The following is an 18,793-nucleotide window of genomic DNA, read 5'->3' on the forward strand; positions in this document are numbered from 1 at the left end:
GGCCAATCTCCCCCCTTGCGGGGGAGATGTCCGGCAGGACAGAGGGGGGTGCGAAGGGACGGGCACCTGGAAGGCTATCTCAAGCCTACTCGCTCATCGCCTTCAGCCACTCGTCGACCCAGGCCTTGCGGTTCTGCTCGACCTCCTGCGGGCTGTAGACCAGCGTCTTCTCCGGCTTCACCAGCGTGCCGAAGGCGGCGTTGAGCGGCTTGTCGGTCTTGCCGGCCGGGAACATCCAGTTGGTTTCCGGGATGACGTCCTGGAAAGCCGGACCGGTCATGAAGGCCAGGAACTGCTTTGCCAGCGGGTTGTCGGCGCCACGGGTGGTGATGCCGGCCACCTCGACCTGCAGGTAGTGGCCCTCCGGAAAGGCGGCTGCCTTGTAGCGGTCCGTGCCCTCGGCGATGACATGGTAGGCAGGCGACGTGGTGTAGGACAGCACCATCGGCGCCTCGCCCTTGGTGAACAGGCCATAAGCCTCGCTCCAGCCCGGCGTCACGGTGAGCACCCGCTTCCTGAGCTTCGCCCACGCCTCTGGCGCCTGGTCCCCATAGACGGAGCGCACCCACAGCAGCAGGCCAAGGCCTGGCGTCGAGGTGCGCGGATCCTGGATGACGATCTTCTGCGAAGCGTCGCCTTCGACGAGGTCCTTCAGGCTCGCCGGCGGATTTTGCAGCTTCTCCGAATCGTAGACCACGGCGAAATAGCCGTAGTCGTAGGGCACGAAAATGTCGTCGCTCCAGCCGCCCGGCACGGTGACGGCGGAGAGGTCGACGCCGGACGGCGCGAACAGGCCGGTCGCCCTGGCTTCGGCGGTCAGGTTGGTGTCGAGGCCGAGCACGACGTCGGCCTTGGTGCCGGCGCCTTCCAGCCTTAGCCGGCTGAGCAGCGCCACGCCGTCGGCGACCGAGACGAAATTGAGGTCGCAGCCGCATTCGGCCTCGAAGGCTTTTTCCACCTGCGGACCCGGCCCCCATTCGGCGGTGAAGCTCTCATAGGTGTAGACGGTGAGGGATTTGTCCTGCGCGGCGGCGGGCGCAAGGCCAGCCGCAAGCAGGACGGTGGATAGGATCATCGAAAGTCCGCGCATCGGCGCCTCCATCTTCTCGGGTTGAAGGGAATTGGGCGCCGGATGTTCCGATCGCTTCTAATCCCTCCGCCGGTATGAGCCGGATCAGGTTCAGCGGGTTGGCGTTCTCGCCTCTCAGCCGGACCGCGAAAATCCGCAGCCGACACCCCGTTAGAGCGGCGCGGACAATAGGCTTCGGCCGTGTTGCACGCAAGCGGCTTTGTCGGCTTCCGTTTTCGCCCGCGCCCGTGATAGAGCGCAGGCCCATGAGCCTGTTCACCCTGCTTCTCGGCGGCGATCTCGAGCCGACGCCCAAAGTGTCGCGCCAGATCGCCGGCACGCGCATCATCGCCGCCGATGCCGGCATAAGGCATGCCGAGGCGCTGGGCGTCGTGCCCGAGCTCTGGGTCGGGGACTTCGATTCCGAGCCGGACGGCCTGCCGGCGCATCTCCGGGCGGTGCAGCGGCAGGGCTTTCCCCAGGACAAGGACAAGACCGACGGCGAGCTCGCGGTCGACATCGCGTTCGAGCGCGGCGCCACCGCGCTGCTGATGGTCGGCGCCTTCGGCGGCCCGCGCAGCGACCACGAATTCCTGCATCTGTCGCTGGCGCAGCGGCTTGCCGAAAGCGGCGTGCCGGTTTCGCTCACCAGCGGCACGCAGGAAGGATACCCGCTGCTGCCGGGCGAGGCCGAGTTCAGCTATCCCGACGGTACGCTGTTCAGCATCATCGCCTTCTCCGAGCTTTCGGGCCTCTCCGTCGGCGGCGCGAAATGGCCGCTCGACAAGGTCGAGGTCGCCTTCGGCTCGTCGCTCACAATCTCCAACGAGACGCGCGGCCGGCTCTCCATCACGCTGGGCGGCGGCCGCGCCATGCTGATCGCGCATCCGGTATTGCAGGACTGACATGGCCCCTCCGCTGCTTGCCCTCGACGGGATAAGGCTGACCTTCGGCGGCATGCCGCTGCTCGACGGGGCGGTGCTGTCGGCGTCCGCCGGCGACCGCATCGCCCTGGTCGGACGCAACGGCTCCGGCAAATCGACGCTGCTCAAGATCGCCGCCGGCTTGGTCGAGCCGCAGGACGGCGAGGTGTTCCGCCAGCCGTCGGCGACGATCCGCTACCTGCCGCAGATTCCCGACATGGAGGGCTTCGCCAGCGTCCGCGCCTATGTCGAGACCGGGCTCGGGCCGGCCGACGATCCCTACCGCGCCACCTACCTCATCGAAAATCTCGGGCTGACCGGCGAGGAAACGCCGGATTCGCTGTCCGGAGGCGAGGCGCGCCGCGCCGCCCTCGCCCGCGTGCTGGCGCCGCAACCCGACATCGTGCTGCTCGACGAGCCGACCAACCATCTCGACCTCGAGACGATCGAATGGCTGGAGGAGGAGATCGGCAGGACGAGCTCGGCGGTCATCCTGATCAGCCACGACCGCCGCTTCCTGGAGCGCGTCAGCCGCGCCACGGTGTGGCTCGACCGTGGACAGACGCGGCGGCTGGAGAAGGGTTTCGGTCATTTCGAGGCCTGGCGCGACCAGATCCTCGAAGAGGAGGAGCGCGACCAGCACAAGCTGGCGCGCCAGATCGTGCGCGAGGAGCACTGGCTGCGCTACGGCGTGACCGCGCGGCGCAAGCGCAACATGCGCCGGCTCGGCGACCTGCAGGATATGCGCAAGCGCCTGCGCGGCCATCGCGGGCCGGAAGGGCTGGTCAGCCTGGCGGCCAGCGATGCGGCCGAGTCCGGCAAGCTGGTGATCGAGGCCAAGGCGATCGGCAAGCGCTATGGCGACCTCACGGTGGTCGACAATTTCTCGGCCCGCATCGCCCGCGGCGCCCGTATCGGCCTGGTCGGCCCGAACGGCGCCGGCAAGACGACGCTGCTGAAGATGCTGACCGGCGAGCTCGCACCGGACGCCGGCTCGGTACGGCTCGGCGCCAACCTGGAGGTCGCCACGCTCGACCAGAAACGCGCCGTCGACCCGGAGGAGACGCTGGGACATTTCCTCACCGACGGACGCGGCGAGACCCTGGTCGTCAACGGCGAGGAGAAGCACGTCGTCTCCTACATGAAGGATTTCCTGTTCAAGCCGGAGCAGGCGCGCACACCGATCCGCGAGTTGTCCGGCGGCGAGCGGGCGCGCCTCATCCTCGCCCGCGTGCTGGCGCGGCCGTCCAACCTGCTGGTGCTCGACGAGCCGACCAACGACCTCGACATGGAGACGCTGGACCTCTTGCAGGAGTTGGTAGCCGGCTATGCGGGCACGGTGCTGCTGGTCAGCCACGACCGCGACTTCCTCGACCGCACCGTCACCAGCGTGATCGCCCCGGACGGCGGCGGACGCTGGATAGAATATGCCGGCGGCTATTCCGATATGCTGGCGCAACGCGGCGGCACCAGGCTGGCGGACCGGCGCAAGCAGGAGAAGCCGGCAGCGACCAGTATGGCAGCCGGGGAGGCGCAGGTAGCGAAGGCACCGGCGCAAAAACTCTCCTACAAGCAGAAATTCGCGCTGGAGACGTTGCCGAAGAAGATCGCGGCGGTCTCGGCCTCCATCTCGGCGCTGGAGGACCGCATCGCCGATCCGGCCTTCTACACACGCGATCCCGGCGGCTTCCAGAAGACTATCGCCGCGCTCGACAAGGAGCGCGCCACGCTGCAGGCGCTGGAGGACGAGTGGCTGGAGCTGGAAATACTGCGCGAGGAGATGGAAGGCGGTTGAGGCTGGGAGGGGAGCGGAAATCGCGGGCCGAAGGCCAACCGTCCACGAACCGGAAGTAACTGAACGAAGCGATCCTGTTTGATCTCGCTGCATCCTGGTGCATTGTCGCGGCGACGAGGAATCGCAGGGCAGTCGCGTCCAGCATCATGGCAAGCGCCGGAACCACCATCATGCTCTGCGCCGGCCATCGCCTCGGCGGGCAGGCCTGTCCGGCGGAACTGGTGACCGCGTTGCGCCAGGAGATTCGCGGCGAGCTGGACCGCCACCAGGCAGGCATCGGCTACACGTCGGGAACGGCAGGCCCCGAGCTGCTGTTCGCCGAGGAACTGCTGGCGCGCTCGGGCGAGCTCAACCTGTTCCTGCCATGTCCGGTCGAGGACTTCGTCGGCCAGTATGTCGCTCCGGCCGGCGCCGAGTGGGAGGCCCGCTTCGAGGCGGTGCGCGGCGCCGCCGCGCGGGTCGAGGTCAGCTGCGACGAGCGGCTGCCCGGCGACGAGACGCTCTTGCGCTTCAACAACCAGATGCTGCAAGGCATGGCGCGGGTCCATGCCGGACGGATCGGCGGTCACGCCCGGCTGCTCGCCGTCTGGAGCCCGGCCGCGCCCGCCGAGCCCGGCAGCCCGGCCGACTTCATGGACCAATGGCCGGAGCTCGAGCATCTGTCGCTGATCGACCTCGACGATCTCGACGAGCGCTTCAATCCGCAGCCCGGAATCCGGAATGCCGACATCGCGGCCGACCTGAATGCGCTGGCGATGGGCACCAGCACCCTGGTGGTGCGTGCCATCTTCTTCGCCGACATGGCGACCTATTCGTCGATCCGCGACGACGAGATCCCGTTCCTGTGGGATTTTCTGGCCGAGGTTCAGCAGACCGTCGAGCAGCGGGCCACGGCGCCGATCCTGATCAACACCTGGGGCGACGCCGTCCACGCCGCGGCCGAGACGGCTCTCGACCTCGCCGGCTATGCCGCGACCCTGATGGAAACCATCCGCGTGACCAAGCCAAGCGTTTTCGGGCTGGCGAACCGGCCGCGCTTCCGCGTGGCGCTGCATGCCGGCCCGGTCTATGTCGGGCTGCATCCGCTCACCGGGCGCAGCATGATCTACGGCCATCACGTCAACCGGGCGGCGCGCATCGAGGCGGTCGGCTCGGCGGGCGAGGTCTACGCGTCGCAGCATTTCGTGGCGCTGCTGCAGGCCGAGATGGACGCGCTGCAGCACGAGGCGCGGCTGCTCGGGGAGCCGTACCGGCCGCCCTACCGGTCCGACTATGTCGGCCTGCTCGACCTGCCCAAGAAGTTCGGCCGCGAGGCCGTCTACCGAATCCTGCCCGTTGCCGATCCCGCCGCCTCCGCGTAGAAATCCCAGCGATGTCCGGTCCCGTCCTCAACCTGACCATCCACAACGATCTCGCCGAGATCAGCCGGATCGCGCCGATCATCGATGCGTTCTGCGCCGACAACGGGCTCGGCGACGAGCTGGCCCATGCGGTCAACCTGTCGCTCGACGAATTGCTGACCAACACGATCAGCTACGGCTATGAAGACGCGGGACGACATGAGATCCAGGTCGACCTCAGTGTCGCCAGCGGCGGCCTCACGGTAAGGCTGCGCGACGACGCGCGCGCCTTCGATCCGACCGAGGCGGCGGAGCCCGACCTCGACGCCGACATCGACGAGCGCGCCGTCGGCGGGCTCGGTATCCATATCGTGCGCGCCATGATGGACGACATCCGCTACAGCCGCATTGACGGCCACAATTTACTGACGCTCATCAAGCGTGCCGGGGCGTGACGGCGGCGAACCGACAGGAGACAGACGTGGAGATCCGGAACGAGACGGAAAACGGGGTCGCGGTGCTCACGCCGGTCGGCCGCATCGACAGCAATTCGGCGCGCGAGGTGGAGGAGGCGCTGCTGCCGCTGTTCGACCAGCCCAGGCCGGTGCTCGTCGATTTCGCCGCGCTCACCTACATCTCCAGCGCCGGGCTCAGGGTGCTGCTCTTGGCGGCGCGGCGCAGCAAGGCGACCGGCGTGCCGCTCAGGCTGGCGGGCATGAGCAAGGCGGTCGACGAGGTGTTCAAGATCAGCGGCTTTGCAAAACTGTTCCAGATCCACGCGGATCGGGCCGCGGCTCTTGCGGCGGGCGGGACAGGATGAGCCCTAGACGGCGCCGCTAACCCTCGAACCGCGGCGCCATCTGCTCGATGCGCTCGACCAGCGCCATGAAATCGGCGTGGATGCGCTTGTAGAGGATCACCGCCGTATCCGGATATTCCTCGAGGATGCGCCGGAACATCTTTCGGCTGAGCCGCAGCAGGTCGGCGCTGCTGCGTGCCTCGGCGCTGGTGAGGCGGCGCGTGTCGGCGATCAGCGCCAACTCGCCCACCATCGCGCCGGGTCCTGCGACGGCCACCGGCCGGCGTTCGTCGTCCTCCTCGCGGAACAGGCTGATCTCGCCGGCCACCACGACATAGGCGGCATCCGCCTCGTCCTCTTCGCGGAACAGCCGGCGGTGGGCGGGCAGCGATATCTGCTCGGCACCGAAGGCGAGCAGGCGCAACTGCTCGGCCGTGAAGCCGTCGAACAGCCTCACGCCGGACAGGATGCGAATATCGTCATCCAGCGCCATCCGGTCCCCGATTCGCTGGCCGGCCCACTCCCCGAGGCGGCCCCCTACCGCCTCAACCGGTCAGGGAACCAGCTTGTAACCGCCGCTTTCTGTCACAAGAATCTCGGCATTGGAAGGATCGCGCTCGATCTTCTGGCGCAGGCGATAGACATGCGTCTCCAAAGTGTGGGTGGTCACGCCGGAATTGTAGCCCCATACTTCCTCGAGCAGGATGTCGCGCGTGACGACTTTCTCTCCGGCCCGGTACAAATACTTGATGATGGAGGCTTCCTTCTCGGTGAGGCGGACTTTTGAACCTTTCTGGTCGAGCAGGAGTTTCTGGCTCGGCTTGAAGGTGTAGGGCCCGACGGAGAAGGTGGCGTCCTCGCTCTGCTCGTGCTGACGCAACTGCGCGCGGATGCGGGCGAGCAGCACCGCGAACCGGAAGGGCTTGGTCACATAGTCGTTGGCCCCCGCCTCCAGCCCGAGGATCGTGTCCGAATCGGTGTCGTGGCCGGTGAGCATGATGATGGGCGCCTTGTAGCCGCCCTTGCGCAGCAGCTTCACCGCCTCCCGGCCGTCCATGTCGGGCAGGCCGACATCCATGATGAGCAGATCGACCATGCCGCCGCGCGCCGTCGCCACGCCCTTGCCGGCGGTGGCTTCCTGCAGCACGTCGAACTCTTCGTAGAGCGACAGCTGCTCGACGAGGGTGGCGCGGAGGTCGTCATCATCGTCAACAATCAGGATGGTACGCGATGTCATGATCCAATCCGTTGTCCTGCAATCACATTTCAATTGACCGTTGTCCGTTTATGCGGAACCTGCCCCTCCAAACAGCCCGCTCACGGTGATTTGTCGGCGAATGCGATCATACTCCAAAAAACGTGAGAGCAAGCAGACATTTGCCGCAAAGGGACGCGGACTGCCGCATCTGGTGGTGCGGGCGCGGCCCGGCGTGCCGACGCAGGGGCTGCTGCAGGCCGGAAATGCGCGGTTTCCCTGCGCCCTCGGCAAGGGCGGAATCACCGCCGGCAAGCGCGAGGGCGACGGCGCAACGCCGCTCGCGCGCATGCGCCTGCTGCATGGTTTCTTCCGCAACGACCATGTTCGGGCCGGCGCGACGCGGCTGCCGATGCAACCGATTCGCGCCGATCTCGGCTGGTGCGAGGTGCCGGACGACCGCAACTACAACCGGCCGGTGAGGATGCCCTATGCGGCCAGCCATGAGACCATGCGCCGCGCCGACCGGCTCTACGATTTCTGCATCGTGCTCGACTGGAACATCTCGCCGCGCCGGCGCGGGCGGGGCAGCGCCATCTTCTTCCATCTCGCCCGCCCCGGCTTCACGCCGACGCAAGGCTGCGTCGCGGTGACCCGGCAGGCGATGCAGCGCCTGCTGCCTTATTTGTCGACGCGTACGGTGCTGGAGGTGAGGCGATAGCGGCAAGCGCCCCGCCAATGGAATGCTTTCGCTTGAAACCTGTCCATGGCCAGCTAAAGTCGCGGAAAACCGCCGGCCTGGGGCGCCGGCGCTCGCCTCAGGAGGGCATCCATGAACCGTGCGAAAATCCTCGTGGCCGTTCTCGCGGCGGCCATTCTGTTCCCGCTCGCCGCCTTGGCGCAGACGCTGCCCGACCTCGCCGGCAGGAAGGTCGTGATGGTCACCGAGAACGCCTATTTCCCGCTGCAATTCGTCGACCCCGCTAGCGGCAAGCCGGTCGGCTGGGAATATGACGCCGTGGACGCCCTTTCGAAGAAGCTCAACTTCACCGTCGAGTACCAGAACACCTCCTGGGACGCGATGATCCAGGCCGTGTCCGACAAGCAGTACGACATGGGCATGACCGGCATCACCATCAAGGACGAGCGCAAGGAGAAGGTCGACTTCTCTGATCCGTACATGCTGTCCGAGATCTTCATGCTGGTGCGCGGCGACGAGAGCCGCTTCGCCGACGCGAAGAGCTTCGCCGCCGACGACAAGCTGCTGGTCGGCGCGCAGGCCGGCACCTCGCCCTTCTACGTCGCCGTCTACAACGTGCTCGACGGCAACGAGCAGAACCCGCGCATCAAGCTGATGGACACCTTCGCGTCTACCGTGGCGGCGTTGCAGGCCGGCGACGTCGACCTGGTGCTTACCGACTCGGCCGCCGGCAAGTCGCTCTCCGCCAATTCCGGCGGGAAGCTGAAGCTGATCGGCGAGCCGCTGCAGGCCGAGGAGTTCGGCTTCATCTTCCCCAAGGGCTCGGACCTCGTCGCGCCGATCAATGCCGGCATCGCCGCGCTCAAGGCCGACGGCACCTTCGACAAGCTCACGCAGAAATGGTTCGTCGACTACAAGCCGGCGCAGTGACGGGGTCGCAGAATAACGTGGCGACGACCGGGGGCGCTTCGTCTGGTAGGGCGCGGCGTCCACGGAGGTGCCGCCCTTGCCGCTCGCCCGGCATTCTGCTGGTGATCGGTCTCGAGCGCTTCCATGCCGTACCGGTAGCGACGCCCTCCGGCGGCGCCGGAGAACGCGCCGTGGCGAGCGATCCAGATGTGGTCGTCTCGCCAAGGGACGGTGCTGCCATGCAGGATGGGTCCGTCCCCTGTCCACGCTGCCTTCCGGCCTGTTGAGGCATGGCCGGCGCTCGTCCGTCCTCCGCCCAAAAGGACTTCCCCTACTGGCTCGCCGCCATCGTCCTGGTGGGGCTGGCGGCGGCGATCGCCATCGCTTCCAGCACGCTCTATTCGCAGATTTTCCTGACGGTCGCGCAGGGCATCTGGATCACCATCTACGTCACGATCGTCGGCTTCACCCTGGCTTCCATGCTCGGGCTCGGTCTTGCCTTGATGGCGCTGTCCGACTCGATCTGGCTGCGGCAGATCGCGCGCTTCTACACCGAGATCTGCCGCGGCATTCCGTTCCTGGTGCTGCTGTTCTGGATCGCCTTTGCCGGCGTGCCGGCCTTCGTGGCGCTGTGGAACGCGGTCACGACGCCGCTGCGGGAAGCCGGGCTGCTGGAAGAGTTGCTGGTGCGCGACGTGTCGCTGCTGTGGCGCGCGGTCATCGCGCTGACGCTGGGCTACGGCGCCTTCATCGCCGAAGTTTTCCGTGCCGGCATCCAGTCGGTCGACGAGGGGCAGATCGAGGCGGCCAAGGCGCTCGGGCTGTCGCGTGGGCAGCGCTTCCGCCTTGTCGTCTTTCCGCAGGCAATGCGGGTGATCCTGCCGCCGCTCGGCAACGACTTCGTCACCATGGTCAAGGATTCGTCCTTCGTCTCGGTCCTCGGGGTCGCCGACATCACCCAGATGGGCAAGATCTATTCGGCCGGCTCGTTCCGCTTCTTCGAGACCTATTCGATCGTCGCCTACATCTACCTGCTGCTCACCATCAGCCTGTCGCTGGCGCTGCGCGGCCTGGAGCGGCGCATGCGCCGCTCTGTGCGGTGAGAGTGTCTGCTTGCGCATGATCTTGTCCGAAAAGTCTGCAACTTTTCGGGATCATGCGGCTACCGGTTCGACTTCTTGCTGTTGAGCTCGAGGTTCTTCTTGTAGTCGATTGAGAACAGCCCCTGGTCGAGCTTCACGTCCCGGCGGACGTTGAAGATCATGACCGTGGTGTCCTTGCCCTGGGCATCGGTGATCGTCCATTCCTTCAGCTCGTAGCTCGAAGGATCGAACTTCATGGTGATGCGGGCGTTGCCGAAGGCGGAGCGGTCGACGAGCTGGATGACGGTCTGGTCGTCCTCCTCCTTGACGCTGCGCACCCGGTTGCCGGTGAGATCGATGCGGTCGGCGAGCAGCAGGTTCAGCGGCGTCTTGGACAGCGGATAGAGATCCATCGTCTTCATCCGCGGATTCTCCAGCACCACCGACCTGCCGTCGGAGATCACCCGGAAGCCCGCCCCGCCGTCATAGTTGAAGCGGATTTTTCCGGGCCGCTGGAGATAGAACTTGCCGCCGGTCTGCCGTCCGCGCGGATCGAACTGCACGAACTCGCCGGACATGGTGCGGATCGAGGAGAAATGATCCGCGATCTTCTGCGCGGTAGCGGTGGCCTGCGCGGCGGCCGGCGCCACCGCGACGGGCAGCAGCGACAGCACCGCCGCGGCAGACAGACCGAGGGCCATGCCGACCAGACCGCGGCGCGTGAGGGTCCTGGAGCTTGCGGGCGTTGTTGTCATGTTCTTCATCCCGAGAATCGCTAATTCCGTGTCGGAATTGAGCTAGGAATGTAGTTGGGCGTTAGTTGGGCGAAGGCAAGGGGCGGTCAAAGGTCTTCTCCCTCTACGCTCGCGGCAACGCAATCGCGGCTGAAATCACCCCCACCCCTAACCCCTCCCCTCAAGGGAGGGGAATCTTGCTGCGCCTCTGCCAACGACCAATCGTCGGCGATTTCGTTCTGCATGGCGGCCGCAAAGTCCCCCTCCCCCTTGAGGGGAGGGGTTAGGGGTGGGGGTGATTTCAGCCGCGATTCCCTTGCGACCTACGAGAATCCTCACATCTTGTCCTCTTCCGTCGGCACCAGGATCTCGCGTTTTCCGGCGTGGTTGGCGGCACCGACGATGCCTTCCTTCTCCATCCGCTCGATGATCGAGGCGGCCTTGTTGTAACCGATGCCCAGCCGCCGCTGGATGTAGCTGGTCGACGCCTTGCCGTCGCGCAGCACCACCGCCACCGCCTGATCGTAGGGATCGTCCGAGTCGTCGAAATTGCCGCCACCGTTGCCGGACGAACCGCCGCCGCGCGAGCCGCCGTCGTCGTCGTCGCCGTCGTCGTCCTCGGTGATGGCGTCGAGATATTCCGGCACGCCTTGCAGCTTGAGATGGTTGACCACCTTCTCGACCTCGTCGTCGGAGACGAAGGGGCCGTGCACGCGCTGGATGCGGCCGCCACCGGCCATGTAGAGCATGTCGCCCATGCCGAGCAGCTGCTCGGCGCCCTGCTCGCCGAGAATAGTGCGGCTGTCGATCTTCGACGTCACCTGGAAGGAGATGCGGGTCGGGAAGTTCGCCTTGATCGTGCCGGTGATGACGTCCACCGACGGGCGCTGGGTGGCCATGATGACGTGGATGCCGGCGGCGCGCGCCATCTGGGCGAGCCGCTGCACCGCGCCCTCGATGTCCTTGCCGGCGACCATCATCAGGTCGGCCATCTCGTCGATGATGACGACGATGTAGGGCAGCGGCGCGAGATCCATCTCCTCGGTCTCGTAGATCGCCTCGCCGGTCTCGCGGTCGAAGCCGGTCTGCACGGTGCGCGTGATGCGCTCGCCCTTCTTCTCGGCCTGGCTGACGCGGGCGTTGAAGCCGTCGATGTTGCGCACGCCGACCTTCGACATCTTGCGGTAGCGGTCCTCCATCTCACGAACCGTCCATTTCAACGCGACCACGGCTTTCTTCGGATCGGTGACGACCGGGGTGAGCAGGTGCGGAATGCCGTCATAGACCGACAGCTCCAGCATCTTCGGGTCGATCATGATCAGCCGGCATTCCTGCGGCGTCATGCGGTAGAGCAGCGACAGGATCATCGTGTTGATGGCGACCGACTTGCCCGAGCCGGTCGTGCCGGCGACCAGCACGTGCGGCATCTTGGCGATGTCGACGACGACGGCTTCGCCGTTGATGGTCTTGCCGAGCGCCAGCCCCAGCTTCGACTTGGTCGTCTCGAAATCCTTGCTGGCAAGAATCTCGCGCAGGTAGACGGTCTCGCGCTTCGGGTTGGGCAACTCGATGCCGATGGCGTTGCGGCCCGGCACGACAGCGACGCGGCAGGCGATGGCGCTCATTGAGCGGGCGATGTCGTCGGCAAGCCCGATGACGCGCGACGACTTGATGCCCGGCGCCGGCTCCAGCTCGTAGAGCGTCACCACCGGACCGGGGCGGACATGGATGATCTCGCCCTTGACGCCGAAATCCTCGAGCACGCCCTCCAGCATGCGCGCGTTCTGCTCCAGCGCGTCCTTTGACAGGCTCGGGTCGCGCGCCACGCTCTTCGGCTCGGAGAGGAAGAACAGCGACGGCATCTCGAAATTGTCGGAGCCGATCAGCGTCGTCTGCGCCTCGCGCTGCACGCGGGCGCCGGGTGCGGGGCGCGGCGCGGGGCTTTCGACGCGGCTCGGCATGGTCGGCGCAACCGGTGCGCCGGAAGCCGGCGAGCGGAAGTGCTGGACATGAGCCGGCTGGCCGCGTTCGGCCGGCGGCACCTGCATGAAATCCTCTTCGCCGTCGAAATCCTCCTCGTCGAGCGCCGGCTGCGGCCGGCTGCCATCGGCGACCATCGCGGCGAAGAACTCCGGTTCGACGCGGGCGCGGCCGGCGGAGCTGACACGCGCTTCCACCCTCTCGGCGAAGTCGACGCGCTCGGCCGCCTGGCGCCAGCCGCCGGACGGGGCCGGCAGGTCGTAGTCGTCTTCCCTGGCACGGCGGCTGGCCAGCGTGCGACGCAGGAAGGCGCGGGCCGACAGCCACCAGTGGACGACGGCGCCGAGCGCCAGAATCCCCTCGCTCTCGCCCTCGTCCTCGAAATTGGCGTCGTCGAGCGCCGGCTCCTCGCGCGTCGGCCGGGCGGTCTCGACCGGAGCCGCCCGACGGAACAGCAGGCCGGAGCCGAAGGCGGCGAGGCCGAGCACCGGCAACGCCAGCGCCGCGGCCAGTCCCCACGCGACCAGGCCGCTGGGATAGCCGCCGATGATGAGCGCCGGGATCTTGAGCACCAAGTCGCCGAACACGCCGCCGAGGCCCGACGGCAGCGGCCAGGTGTCGGGCGGGGTCACGCAGCCGGCCACCCCGGCGGCGAACAGCGAGGCGCCGAACCAGGCGGCGGCCCGCTTCAGCTTGCGGTCGACGCCGCGCGCCGTGGCGAACAGGATCGCCCACACCACGGCCGGCGCAAGTGCTGCCACCGCCGACAGGCCGTAGAACTGCATGGCGAGGTCGGAGAAGGCCGCGCCGGCAAAGCCCATGGCATTGGTGACGGGATTGTCGGTGGCGTGGCTGAGGCTGGGATCGGCGACGTTCCAGGTGCCGAGGCTGGCCAGCGCGAAGGCGATGCCGGCGAAGATGCCGAGACCAATCGCCCGGCCGACCTGGCGGCGCAGGAAGGCGGCTATGCCATTGCCGGAATCGGCGGAAAGCGCGAGCGGCGCGGCAGCCCCAGAACGCATGCGGGTTCCTCGTGGTCGTTTCCCATGGCCGCCGGTCCACGCCGAAGCGCAAGCCGGCAGAATCGACCGTGAGACTAGGCGGACAGGGTTAAAGGCGCTTTAACCATGCGCCCACCATTCCACGCCTCCGGCGCTGGATTCGGCTTGTCCCCGTCCGGTATCGGGCACGGCCGGCCTCGCCTCCCCCCACGGCCGCCAATTCCGAGTGAAAAAGGAGGTCCTGCCGGCCTCAGACCACCACGAAATCGGCAGCGGTGATGGTCGGATTGCCGGTCAGCACCGCGAACTGAACCGCCGCTCCCGCACCGCTGCCGTCGGCGTCGTAGAAGAGCTTGCCGGTGTCGGTCTCGTAGATGATGCGGTCGTCGGCCTCCAGGGCGGTACCGCTGGCGTTGGCGTTGAAGGCCGACGCCGCGAGGCTACCCGTGCCGACTGCTGCGAACACCGTGTTCTTCAACTCGATCGTGTCGTCCACGGCCTTGAAGTCGACGATGGTGTCGACATTGCCGGCGCCGAGCCCGGAGGAGAAGACGAAGGTGTCCTTGCCGCCCAGGCCGCGCAGTACGTCGGTGCCGCCCTTGCCGTCCAGCCTGTTGTTGCCGGCATTGCCGGTGATCGACTGGTCGAAGCCGTTGCCCGTCAGGTCGATCCCGGCCGTGCCCGTGCTGCCGTTCGTCTGCATCGTCTCGATTTCGACGCCGTTGCCGAGCGCATAGTCGACGGCGGCGATGACCTTGTCGGCGCCCTGTCCGGCGCCATCGGCGATCGTGTCGCCGGAGTTGAAGATACGGTAGGTGTCGTTGCCCGCCAGCCCGCGCAGGATGTCCGCTGCGCCCTTGCCCCCGTCATGCAGTACGTTGTCGCCGGCGTTGCCGGTGATCGTCTGGGCAAGCGTGTTTCCGGTGAGATTGATTGCAGCACTACCGGTCGAACTGGTCGTGGTCAGCTGTTCCACGTCCACACCCGCACCGAGCACGTAGGAGACCGCCGCCGCGATCTGATCGTTACCGCCGCCCGCGATCTCCACCACCTGGGTGTCGGCGCTGTAGACACGGTAGAGGTCATTGCCGGCGCCACCCTCGAAGATGTCGCCGCTGCCCACCGAGCGGAACGTATCGGCCGCCGCCGAACCGAACACCAGGTCGACGGTGGCGGTCCCGGTGAAATTGGCGGCAACGTCGAACAGGGTGACGTTGAACTTCTGGTCGAAGGAGGCGCCACCGATGTTGTCGTTGACGAAGTAGCTGCCCGCCGCCGTGACGCCCGGCGCCAGCGTGGCGGCGAGCTCGAGATCCATCGGATAGTCGGCCGTCTGGTGCAGGTAGTTGGCGAACGCGCCGATCTCGGCGCCCAGTTCGCCGTCCCAAAGATAATAGCCGAGATCTTCGTCATAATAGCCGGTCAGGCCGTAGAAGAAGGTGGCCGTCACCTCATTGCCGTCGCGTGTCAGGGTAAAATCGGGCGAAATCCCGGATATGTATTTGCTGACCTGCATGAAACCCTCCCGGTTCAGCTTGTATCGCGGACGGCGCCTTCCGCTGCCGTCCGTAGGATCGCGTGTTTGTAGCGTTCCAAATCGTTCCGGCGAGGCGGATCACGCCTCCTGCGGCCCGCCTTCGCCGCACTCGAGGGGATCCGACCTTCACGCCCTTGTGGGTAGAGAGGAAAGCTTTCGCCGGATGGCCGGGCAAGAAAGCCCGTGCACCCGCGATCATTGCTTTCCCACCTATTATTCCCCAAAGCAATAGATATCCAAAAAACTAGCAGATGACCATTTAATCTACAACCTGTATTCGCGGCTGAGGGCATTCGGCATGACAGACCGCAGCAATCTGGCCTGGCGCCCGTTCGGAGATCATCGCCTGCGGAACGGCCGGGAGATGCAAGCAGAACCGGTCTGCCGCCGATCGCAAACCATGCCATGCAAGAAAAAAATCTGCGCTCCCATGCCGCCGGGCCAACATCTACGGTCGCGCTCGCGCGCCCTTGCCGCTATAGAAGCGCCGGCGCCCGGCTTGCCGGACTGTCCCGACGCAGTAGAAGGAAAGTGAAATGGCCAATGTGGTGGTTGTCGGCTCGCAGTGGGGCGACGAGGGCAAGGGCAAGATCGTCGACTGGCTGGCCGACCGCGCCGACGTGGTCGTGCGCTTCCACGGCGGCCACAATGCCGGCCACACCCTGGTCATCGACGGCGTCAGCTACAAGCTCGCACTGCTCCCCTCCGGCCTGGTCCAGGGCAAGCTGTCGGTCATCGGCAACGGCGTGGTCGTCGATCCCCACCATTTCGTCGAGGAGGTGGAGAAGCTGCGCGGACAGGGCGTCACCATCACGCCGGAAGTACTGCGCATCGCCGACAACGCGCCGCTGATCCTGTCGCTGCACCGCGAGCTCGACGGTTTCCGCGAGGACAGCAATTCGGGCCTGAAGATCGGCACGACGCGGCGCGGCATCGGCCCGGCCTATGAGGACAAGGTCGGTCGCCGCTCGATCCGGCTGGTCGACCTCGCCGATCCCGACACGCTGATGCCGAAGATCGAGCGGCTGCTCACGCATCACAACGCGCTGCGCCGCGGCCTTGGGCTGGCGGAGGTCGAGGCCGGAGCGATCCACCGGGAGCTGACCTCGATCGCCGACAAGATCCTGCCCTTCATGGACCAGGTCTGGCGCGTGCTCGACGAGAAGCGCCGCGCCGGCGCCCGCATCCTGTTCGAGGGCGCCCAGGGCGCCCTGCTCGACAACGACCACGGCACCTATCCCTTCGTCACCTCGTCGAACACGGTTGCGGGGCAGGCGGCGGCCGGCTCCGGACTCGGCCCGACGGCGATCGGCTATGTGCTCGGCATCACCAAGGCCTACACCACGCGCGTCGGCGAGGGGCCGTTCCCCTGCGAGCTCGACGACGAGATCGGCCGCCACCTGGCGACGGTCGGCCGCGAGGTCGGCGTCAACACCGGCCGGCCGCGGCGCTGCGGCTGGTTCGACGCGGTGCTGGTGCGCCAGACGGTCAAGACCTCGGGCATCACCGGCATCGCGCTGACCAAGCTCGACGTGCTCGACGGCCTGAAGGAGATCAAGGTCTGCGTCGGCTACGAGCTGGACGGGCAGAGAATCGACTATCTGCCTGCCTCAATGCGGGCACAAGCCGCGGTTAAGCCGATCTACGAAACTCTCGAAGGGTGGTCGCAGACGACGGCCGGGGCGAGAAGCTGGGCCGAATTGCCGGCGCAGGCGGTGAAATATGTGCGGCATATCGAGGAATTGATCGGCGCACCGGTGGCGCTGCTCTCCACCAGCCCTGAACGGGACGACACGATACTTGTGACCGATCCGTTTCAAGACTAGTTTTGGCAACCCCCTAACCGACGTTTATCGAGACGCCCGCGAGAAACGGGATCACAGGTCGACACCAGAATGGCAGATTTCGTAGCGGTCCTGAAGAAGACGCTTGACGGTCTTTCCGACACCACCCCGCAGATGCGGGAGAAGGTCTATGAGAAGGCGCGCATCACCATCGCCAGCAAGCTGGCGACGATGAACCCGCCCTTGCCGGACGCCGTGATCGAGAAGCAGAAGCAGGCGCTCGAGGAAGCGATCGTCAAGGTCGAGGGCGAATACGCGCGAAAAGCGTCGGATCCGCTCGCCGAGCTCGAAAGCGTCTTCGCCTCGCTCAAGAACCCCGACGCGCGCGCCATGCTCAGGGAGCCCGCCAAGCCGGCACCGTCCGTGCAGCCCGCGCCGCCCGCGAAGCCGCCCGTGGTCGAGAAGCCGGCTCCGGCCGCACCGGCGCCAAAGCCCGCGCCGGAGGTGACCCCGGCTGCCAAGGTCCCGCCGGCCGAGACGAACGCGCCAGCCGAGAAGCCGGTGGCGACGGAGAAGAAACCGGCCGTCGATAAAGCGGCTCCGCCGCCTCCCCCGGTAGCAAAGGCCCCGATCGAGCCCGAGCCTGCTCCCGTGCCGCCGACCGAATGGTTCCGGCCGGACGACGGACCCGACGACCGGCCTTTCGCCGATAGCCAGGCCGAGCCCGCCTATCCCAACGAGCAGAACGAACGCGAGACCATCGAGGAAGAGAGGCCGGAACGCCGGCGCGGCTATGGCCGGCTAGCGGCCGCCGCTGCCATCGTCGTGCTGCTCGCCGGCGGCGGATATGCAGCCTGGCAAAACCAAGACAGGGTTCGCGATCTCCTGGCCAGTGCGGGGATTCCGGGCTTTGCCCCGCCTTCGGGGGATACTGCTGCCGCGCCGCCGGCAGCGGACACCCCACCCGCCCCGGATGTCGCAGCGGTGGCGCCGCCCGCCGAGGAGCCGGCCGAGCCCGCCGCCAGCCCGGCTCCGGCCGAGCCGGCCGCCAGGGGGCCCGAAAAGTTCACGCAACGGCTCAGCCCCGACGGCACGGAGACCGATCCCGGCCCTGCCGGCGGCGCGCCGGTGATCGGCGAGGGTACCTCCATCGCGGCCGTCACGCAGCCGTCCATCCCGGCACCGGAGACGGCGCAGCCGACCGAGCCGGATCAGGCTCCGCCGGCGCCTGACGCCGCGGCCACGCCGCCATCGGATCCGCCGGGCGCCGCGGCTACGCCGCCGGGCGAGCCGGGCACCCCGCCCGCATCCCCCGACACGGCCGCGCCGGCAACGCCCGCGCCATCGACCGAGCCGGGCCAGTCGGCCGAGCAGGCGGTTCCGGTCGGCCAGCGGGCGATCTTCTACGAGGAGCGCACCAACGTCGCCGATGCGTCGGCCGAATCCGGTTCGATCGTCTGGTCGCTGGTGCAGGAATCGCCCGGCGGCGACCTGCCGCCGGAGCCGGCGATCCGGGCCGAGGCGACCATTCCCGGCAAGGACCTGCAGCTTCGCATGACCATCCGGCGCAATGCCGACCAGACGTTGCCGGCCAGCCATATCGTCGAGATGATCTTCCTGACGCCGCAGGGCTTCGAGGGCGGCAGCATCGACAATGTGCTGCGCCTGTCGCTGAAGGGATCGGAGCAGGAGGCCGGCAGCCCCCTGCTCGGCATCCCGGCCAAGATCGCCGACGGCTTCTTCCTGATCGCGCTCAACGACAGCAAGCCCGAGATCGAGGCGAACACCAACCTGCTTCGCACGCGCGCCTGGATCGACGTGCCGGTACAGTACAAGTCTGGCCGCCGCGCCCTGTTCACCATGGAGAAGGGCATTCCCGGCGCCAAGGTGTTCGACGAGGCGCTGAAAGCCTGGCAGGCGGCGAGCAGCGGCTGACCCGGCCGCA

General features: G+C 67.0%; 15 protein-coding genes, 2 pseudogenes and 1 riboswitch. Of the genes and pseudogenes, 10 read left to right on the plus strand and 7 right to left on the minus strand.

Annotated elements, in window-relative coordinates:
- Window positions 1-85 precede the first annotated feature (85 nt).
- The gene (gene thiB, locus AC5JDC_RS00005; protein WP_495837984.1) at window positions 86-1,090 is read right to left on the minus strand and encodes a thiamine ABC transporter substrate binding subunit; all 1,005 of its coding nucleotides are present in this window, start codon (window positions 1,088-1,090) and stop codon (window positions 86-88) included.
- A 44-nt stretch (window positions 1,091-1,134) separates the two neighbouring features.
- A riboswitch (TPP riboswitch) is annotated at window positions 1,135-1,250 on the minus strand.
- Between the two features lie 85 nt (window positions 1,251-1,335).
- On the opposite strand from thiB, the gene AC5JDC_RS00010 reads away from it, so the two are divergent.
- From AC5JDC_RS00010 to AC5JDC_RS00030, 5 genes are all read left to right on the plus strand, one after another.
- On the plus strand, window positions 1,336-1,974 hold the full coding sequence (locus tag AC5JDC_RS00010; protein WP_495837986.1) for a thiamine diphosphokinase: 639 nt from the start codon (window positions 1,336-1,338) through the stop codon (window positions 1,972-1,974).
- Between the two features lies 1 nt (window position 1,975).
- Window positions 1,976-3,787 (plus strand): ABC-F family ATP-binding cassette domain-containing protein, encoded by a 1,812-nt coding sequence (locus tag AC5JDC_RS00015; protein ID WP_495837988.1) that lies wholly within the window; start codon window positions 1,976-1,978, stop codon window positions 3,785-3,787.
- A 146-nt stretch (window positions 3,788-3,933) separates the two neighbouring features.
- A complete protein-coding gene (locus tag AC5JDC_RS00020) occupies window positions 3,934-5,148 on the plus strand; it encodes an adenylate/guanylate cyclase domain-containing protein (protein WP_495837990.1) in 1,215 nt (404 codons plus the stop codon).
- Window positions 5,149-5,159: 11 nt separating this feature from the next.
- Entirely contained in the window at window positions 5,160-5,582 is a 423-nt protein-coding gene (locus AC5JDC_RS00025) for an ATP-binding protein (RefSeq protein ID WP_495837992.1), read from the plus strand.
- Window positions 5,583-5,608: 26 nt separating this feature from the next.
- Complete coding sequence (locus AC5JDC_RS00030; RefSeq protein WP_165816107.1) at window positions 5,609-5,947, plus strand: STAS domain-containing protein; 339 nt, start codon at window positions 5,609-5,611, stop codon at window positions 5,945-5,947.
- Between the two features lie 16 nt (window positions 5,948-5,963).
- Here the strand turns inward: AC5JDC_RS00030 and AC5JDC_RS00035 are convergent, their stop codons facing one another.
- The gene (locus AC5JDC_RS00035; RefSeq protein WP_106773394.1) at window positions 5,964-6,419 is read right to left on the minus strand and encodes a cyclic nucleotide-binding domain-containing protein; all 456 of its coding nucleotides are present in this window, start codon (window positions 6,417-6,419) and stop codon (window positions 5,964-5,966) included.
- 60 nt (window positions 6,420-6,479) lie between these two features.
- Window positions 6,480-7,163 (minus strand): response regulator transcription factor, encoded by a 684-nt coding sequence (locus tag AC5JDC_RS00040; protein ID WP_106773393.1) that lies wholly within the window; start codon window positions 7,161-7,163, stop codon window positions 6,480-6,482.
- 100 nt (window positions 7,164-7,263) lie between these two features.
- On the opposite strand from AC5JDC_RS00040, the gene AC5JDC_RS00045 reads away from it, so the two are divergent.
- The 3 genes from AC5JDC_RS00045 to AC5JDC_RS00055 all read left to right on the plus strand — a co-directional run bounded on the left by AC5JDC_RS00045 (window position 7,264) and on the right by AC5JDC_RS00055 (window position 9,833).
- Complete coding sequence (locus AC5JDC_RS00045) at window positions 7,264-7,842, plus strand: L,D-transpeptidase family protein (protein WP_495837996.1); 579 nt, start codon at window positions 7,264-7,266, stop codon at window positions 7,840-7,842.
- A 111-nt stretch (window positions 7,843-7,953) separates the two neighbouring features.
- Window positions 7,954-8,751, plus strand: coding sequence for a transporter substrate-binding domain-containing protein (locus AC5JDC_RS00050; RefSeq protein ID WP_495837998.1), 798 nt, complete (start codon window positions 7,954-7,956; stop codon window positions 8,749-8,751).
- A gap of 269 nt (window positions 8,752-9,020) precedes the next feature.
- Window positions 9,021-9,833 (plus strand): amino acid ABC transporter permease, encoded by an 813-nt coding sequence (locus AC5JDC_RS00055; protein ID WP_495838000.1) that lies wholly within the window; start codon window positions 9,021-9,023, stop codon window positions 9,831-9,833.
- Between the two features lie 59 nt (window positions 9,834-9,892).
- Here the strand turns inward: AC5JDC_RS00055 and AC5JDC_RS00060 are convergent, their stop codons facing one another.
- From AC5JDC_RS00060 to AC5JDC_RS00075, 4 genes and pseudogenes are all read right to left on the minus strand, one after another.
- Window positions 9,893-10,576 (minus strand): outer membrane lipoprotein carrier protein LolA, encoded by a 684-nt coding sequence (locus AC5JDC_RS00060; RefSeq protein WP_106773389.1) that lies wholly within the window; start codon window positions 10,574-10,576, stop codon window positions 9,893-9,895.
- Between the two features lie 305 nt (window positions 10,577-10,881).
- Window positions 10,882-12,894 (minus strand): annotated as a pseudogene (locus AC5JDC_RS00065) (DNA translocase FtsK); the annotation flags it as partial.
- A gap of 83 nt (window positions 12,895-12,977) precedes the next feature.
- Window positions 12,978-13,548 (minus strand): annotated as a pseudogene (locus AC5JDC_RS00070) (DNA translocase FtsK 4TM domain-containing protein); the annotation flags it as partial.
- 229 nt (window positions 13,549-13,777) lie between these two features.
- Window positions 13,778-15,043 (minus strand): calcium-binding protein, encoded by a 1,266-nt coding sequence (locus AC5JDC_RS00075; RefSeq protein ID WP_495838002.1) that lies wholly within the window; start codon window positions 15,041-15,043, stop codon window positions 13,778-13,780.
- A 557-nt stretch (window positions 15,044-15,600) separates the two neighbouring features.
- On the opposite strand from AC5JDC_RS00075, the gene AC5JDC_RS00080 reads away from it, so the two are divergent.
- Both AC5JDC_RS00080 and AC5JDC_RS00085 read left to right on the plus strand, forming a co-directional pair.
- The gene (locus tag AC5JDC_RS00080) at window positions 15,601-16,890 is read left to right on the plus strand and encodes an adenylosuccinate synthase (RefSeq protein WP_495838003.1); all 1,290 of its coding nucleotides are present in this window, start codon (window positions 15,601-15,603) and stop codon (window positions 16,888-16,890) included.
- 69 nt (window positions 16,891-16,959) lie between these two features.
- The gene (locus AC5JDC_RS00085; protein ID WP_495838005.1) at window positions 16,960-18,783 is read left to right on the plus strand and encodes a hypothetical protein; all 1,824 of its coding nucleotides are present in this window, start codon (window positions 16,960-16,962) and stop codon (window positions 18,781-18,783) included.
- The last annotated feature ends 10 nt before the right edge of the window (window positions 18,784-18,793 follow it).

It is taken from the genome of Kumtagia sp. (assembly GCF_059502445.1).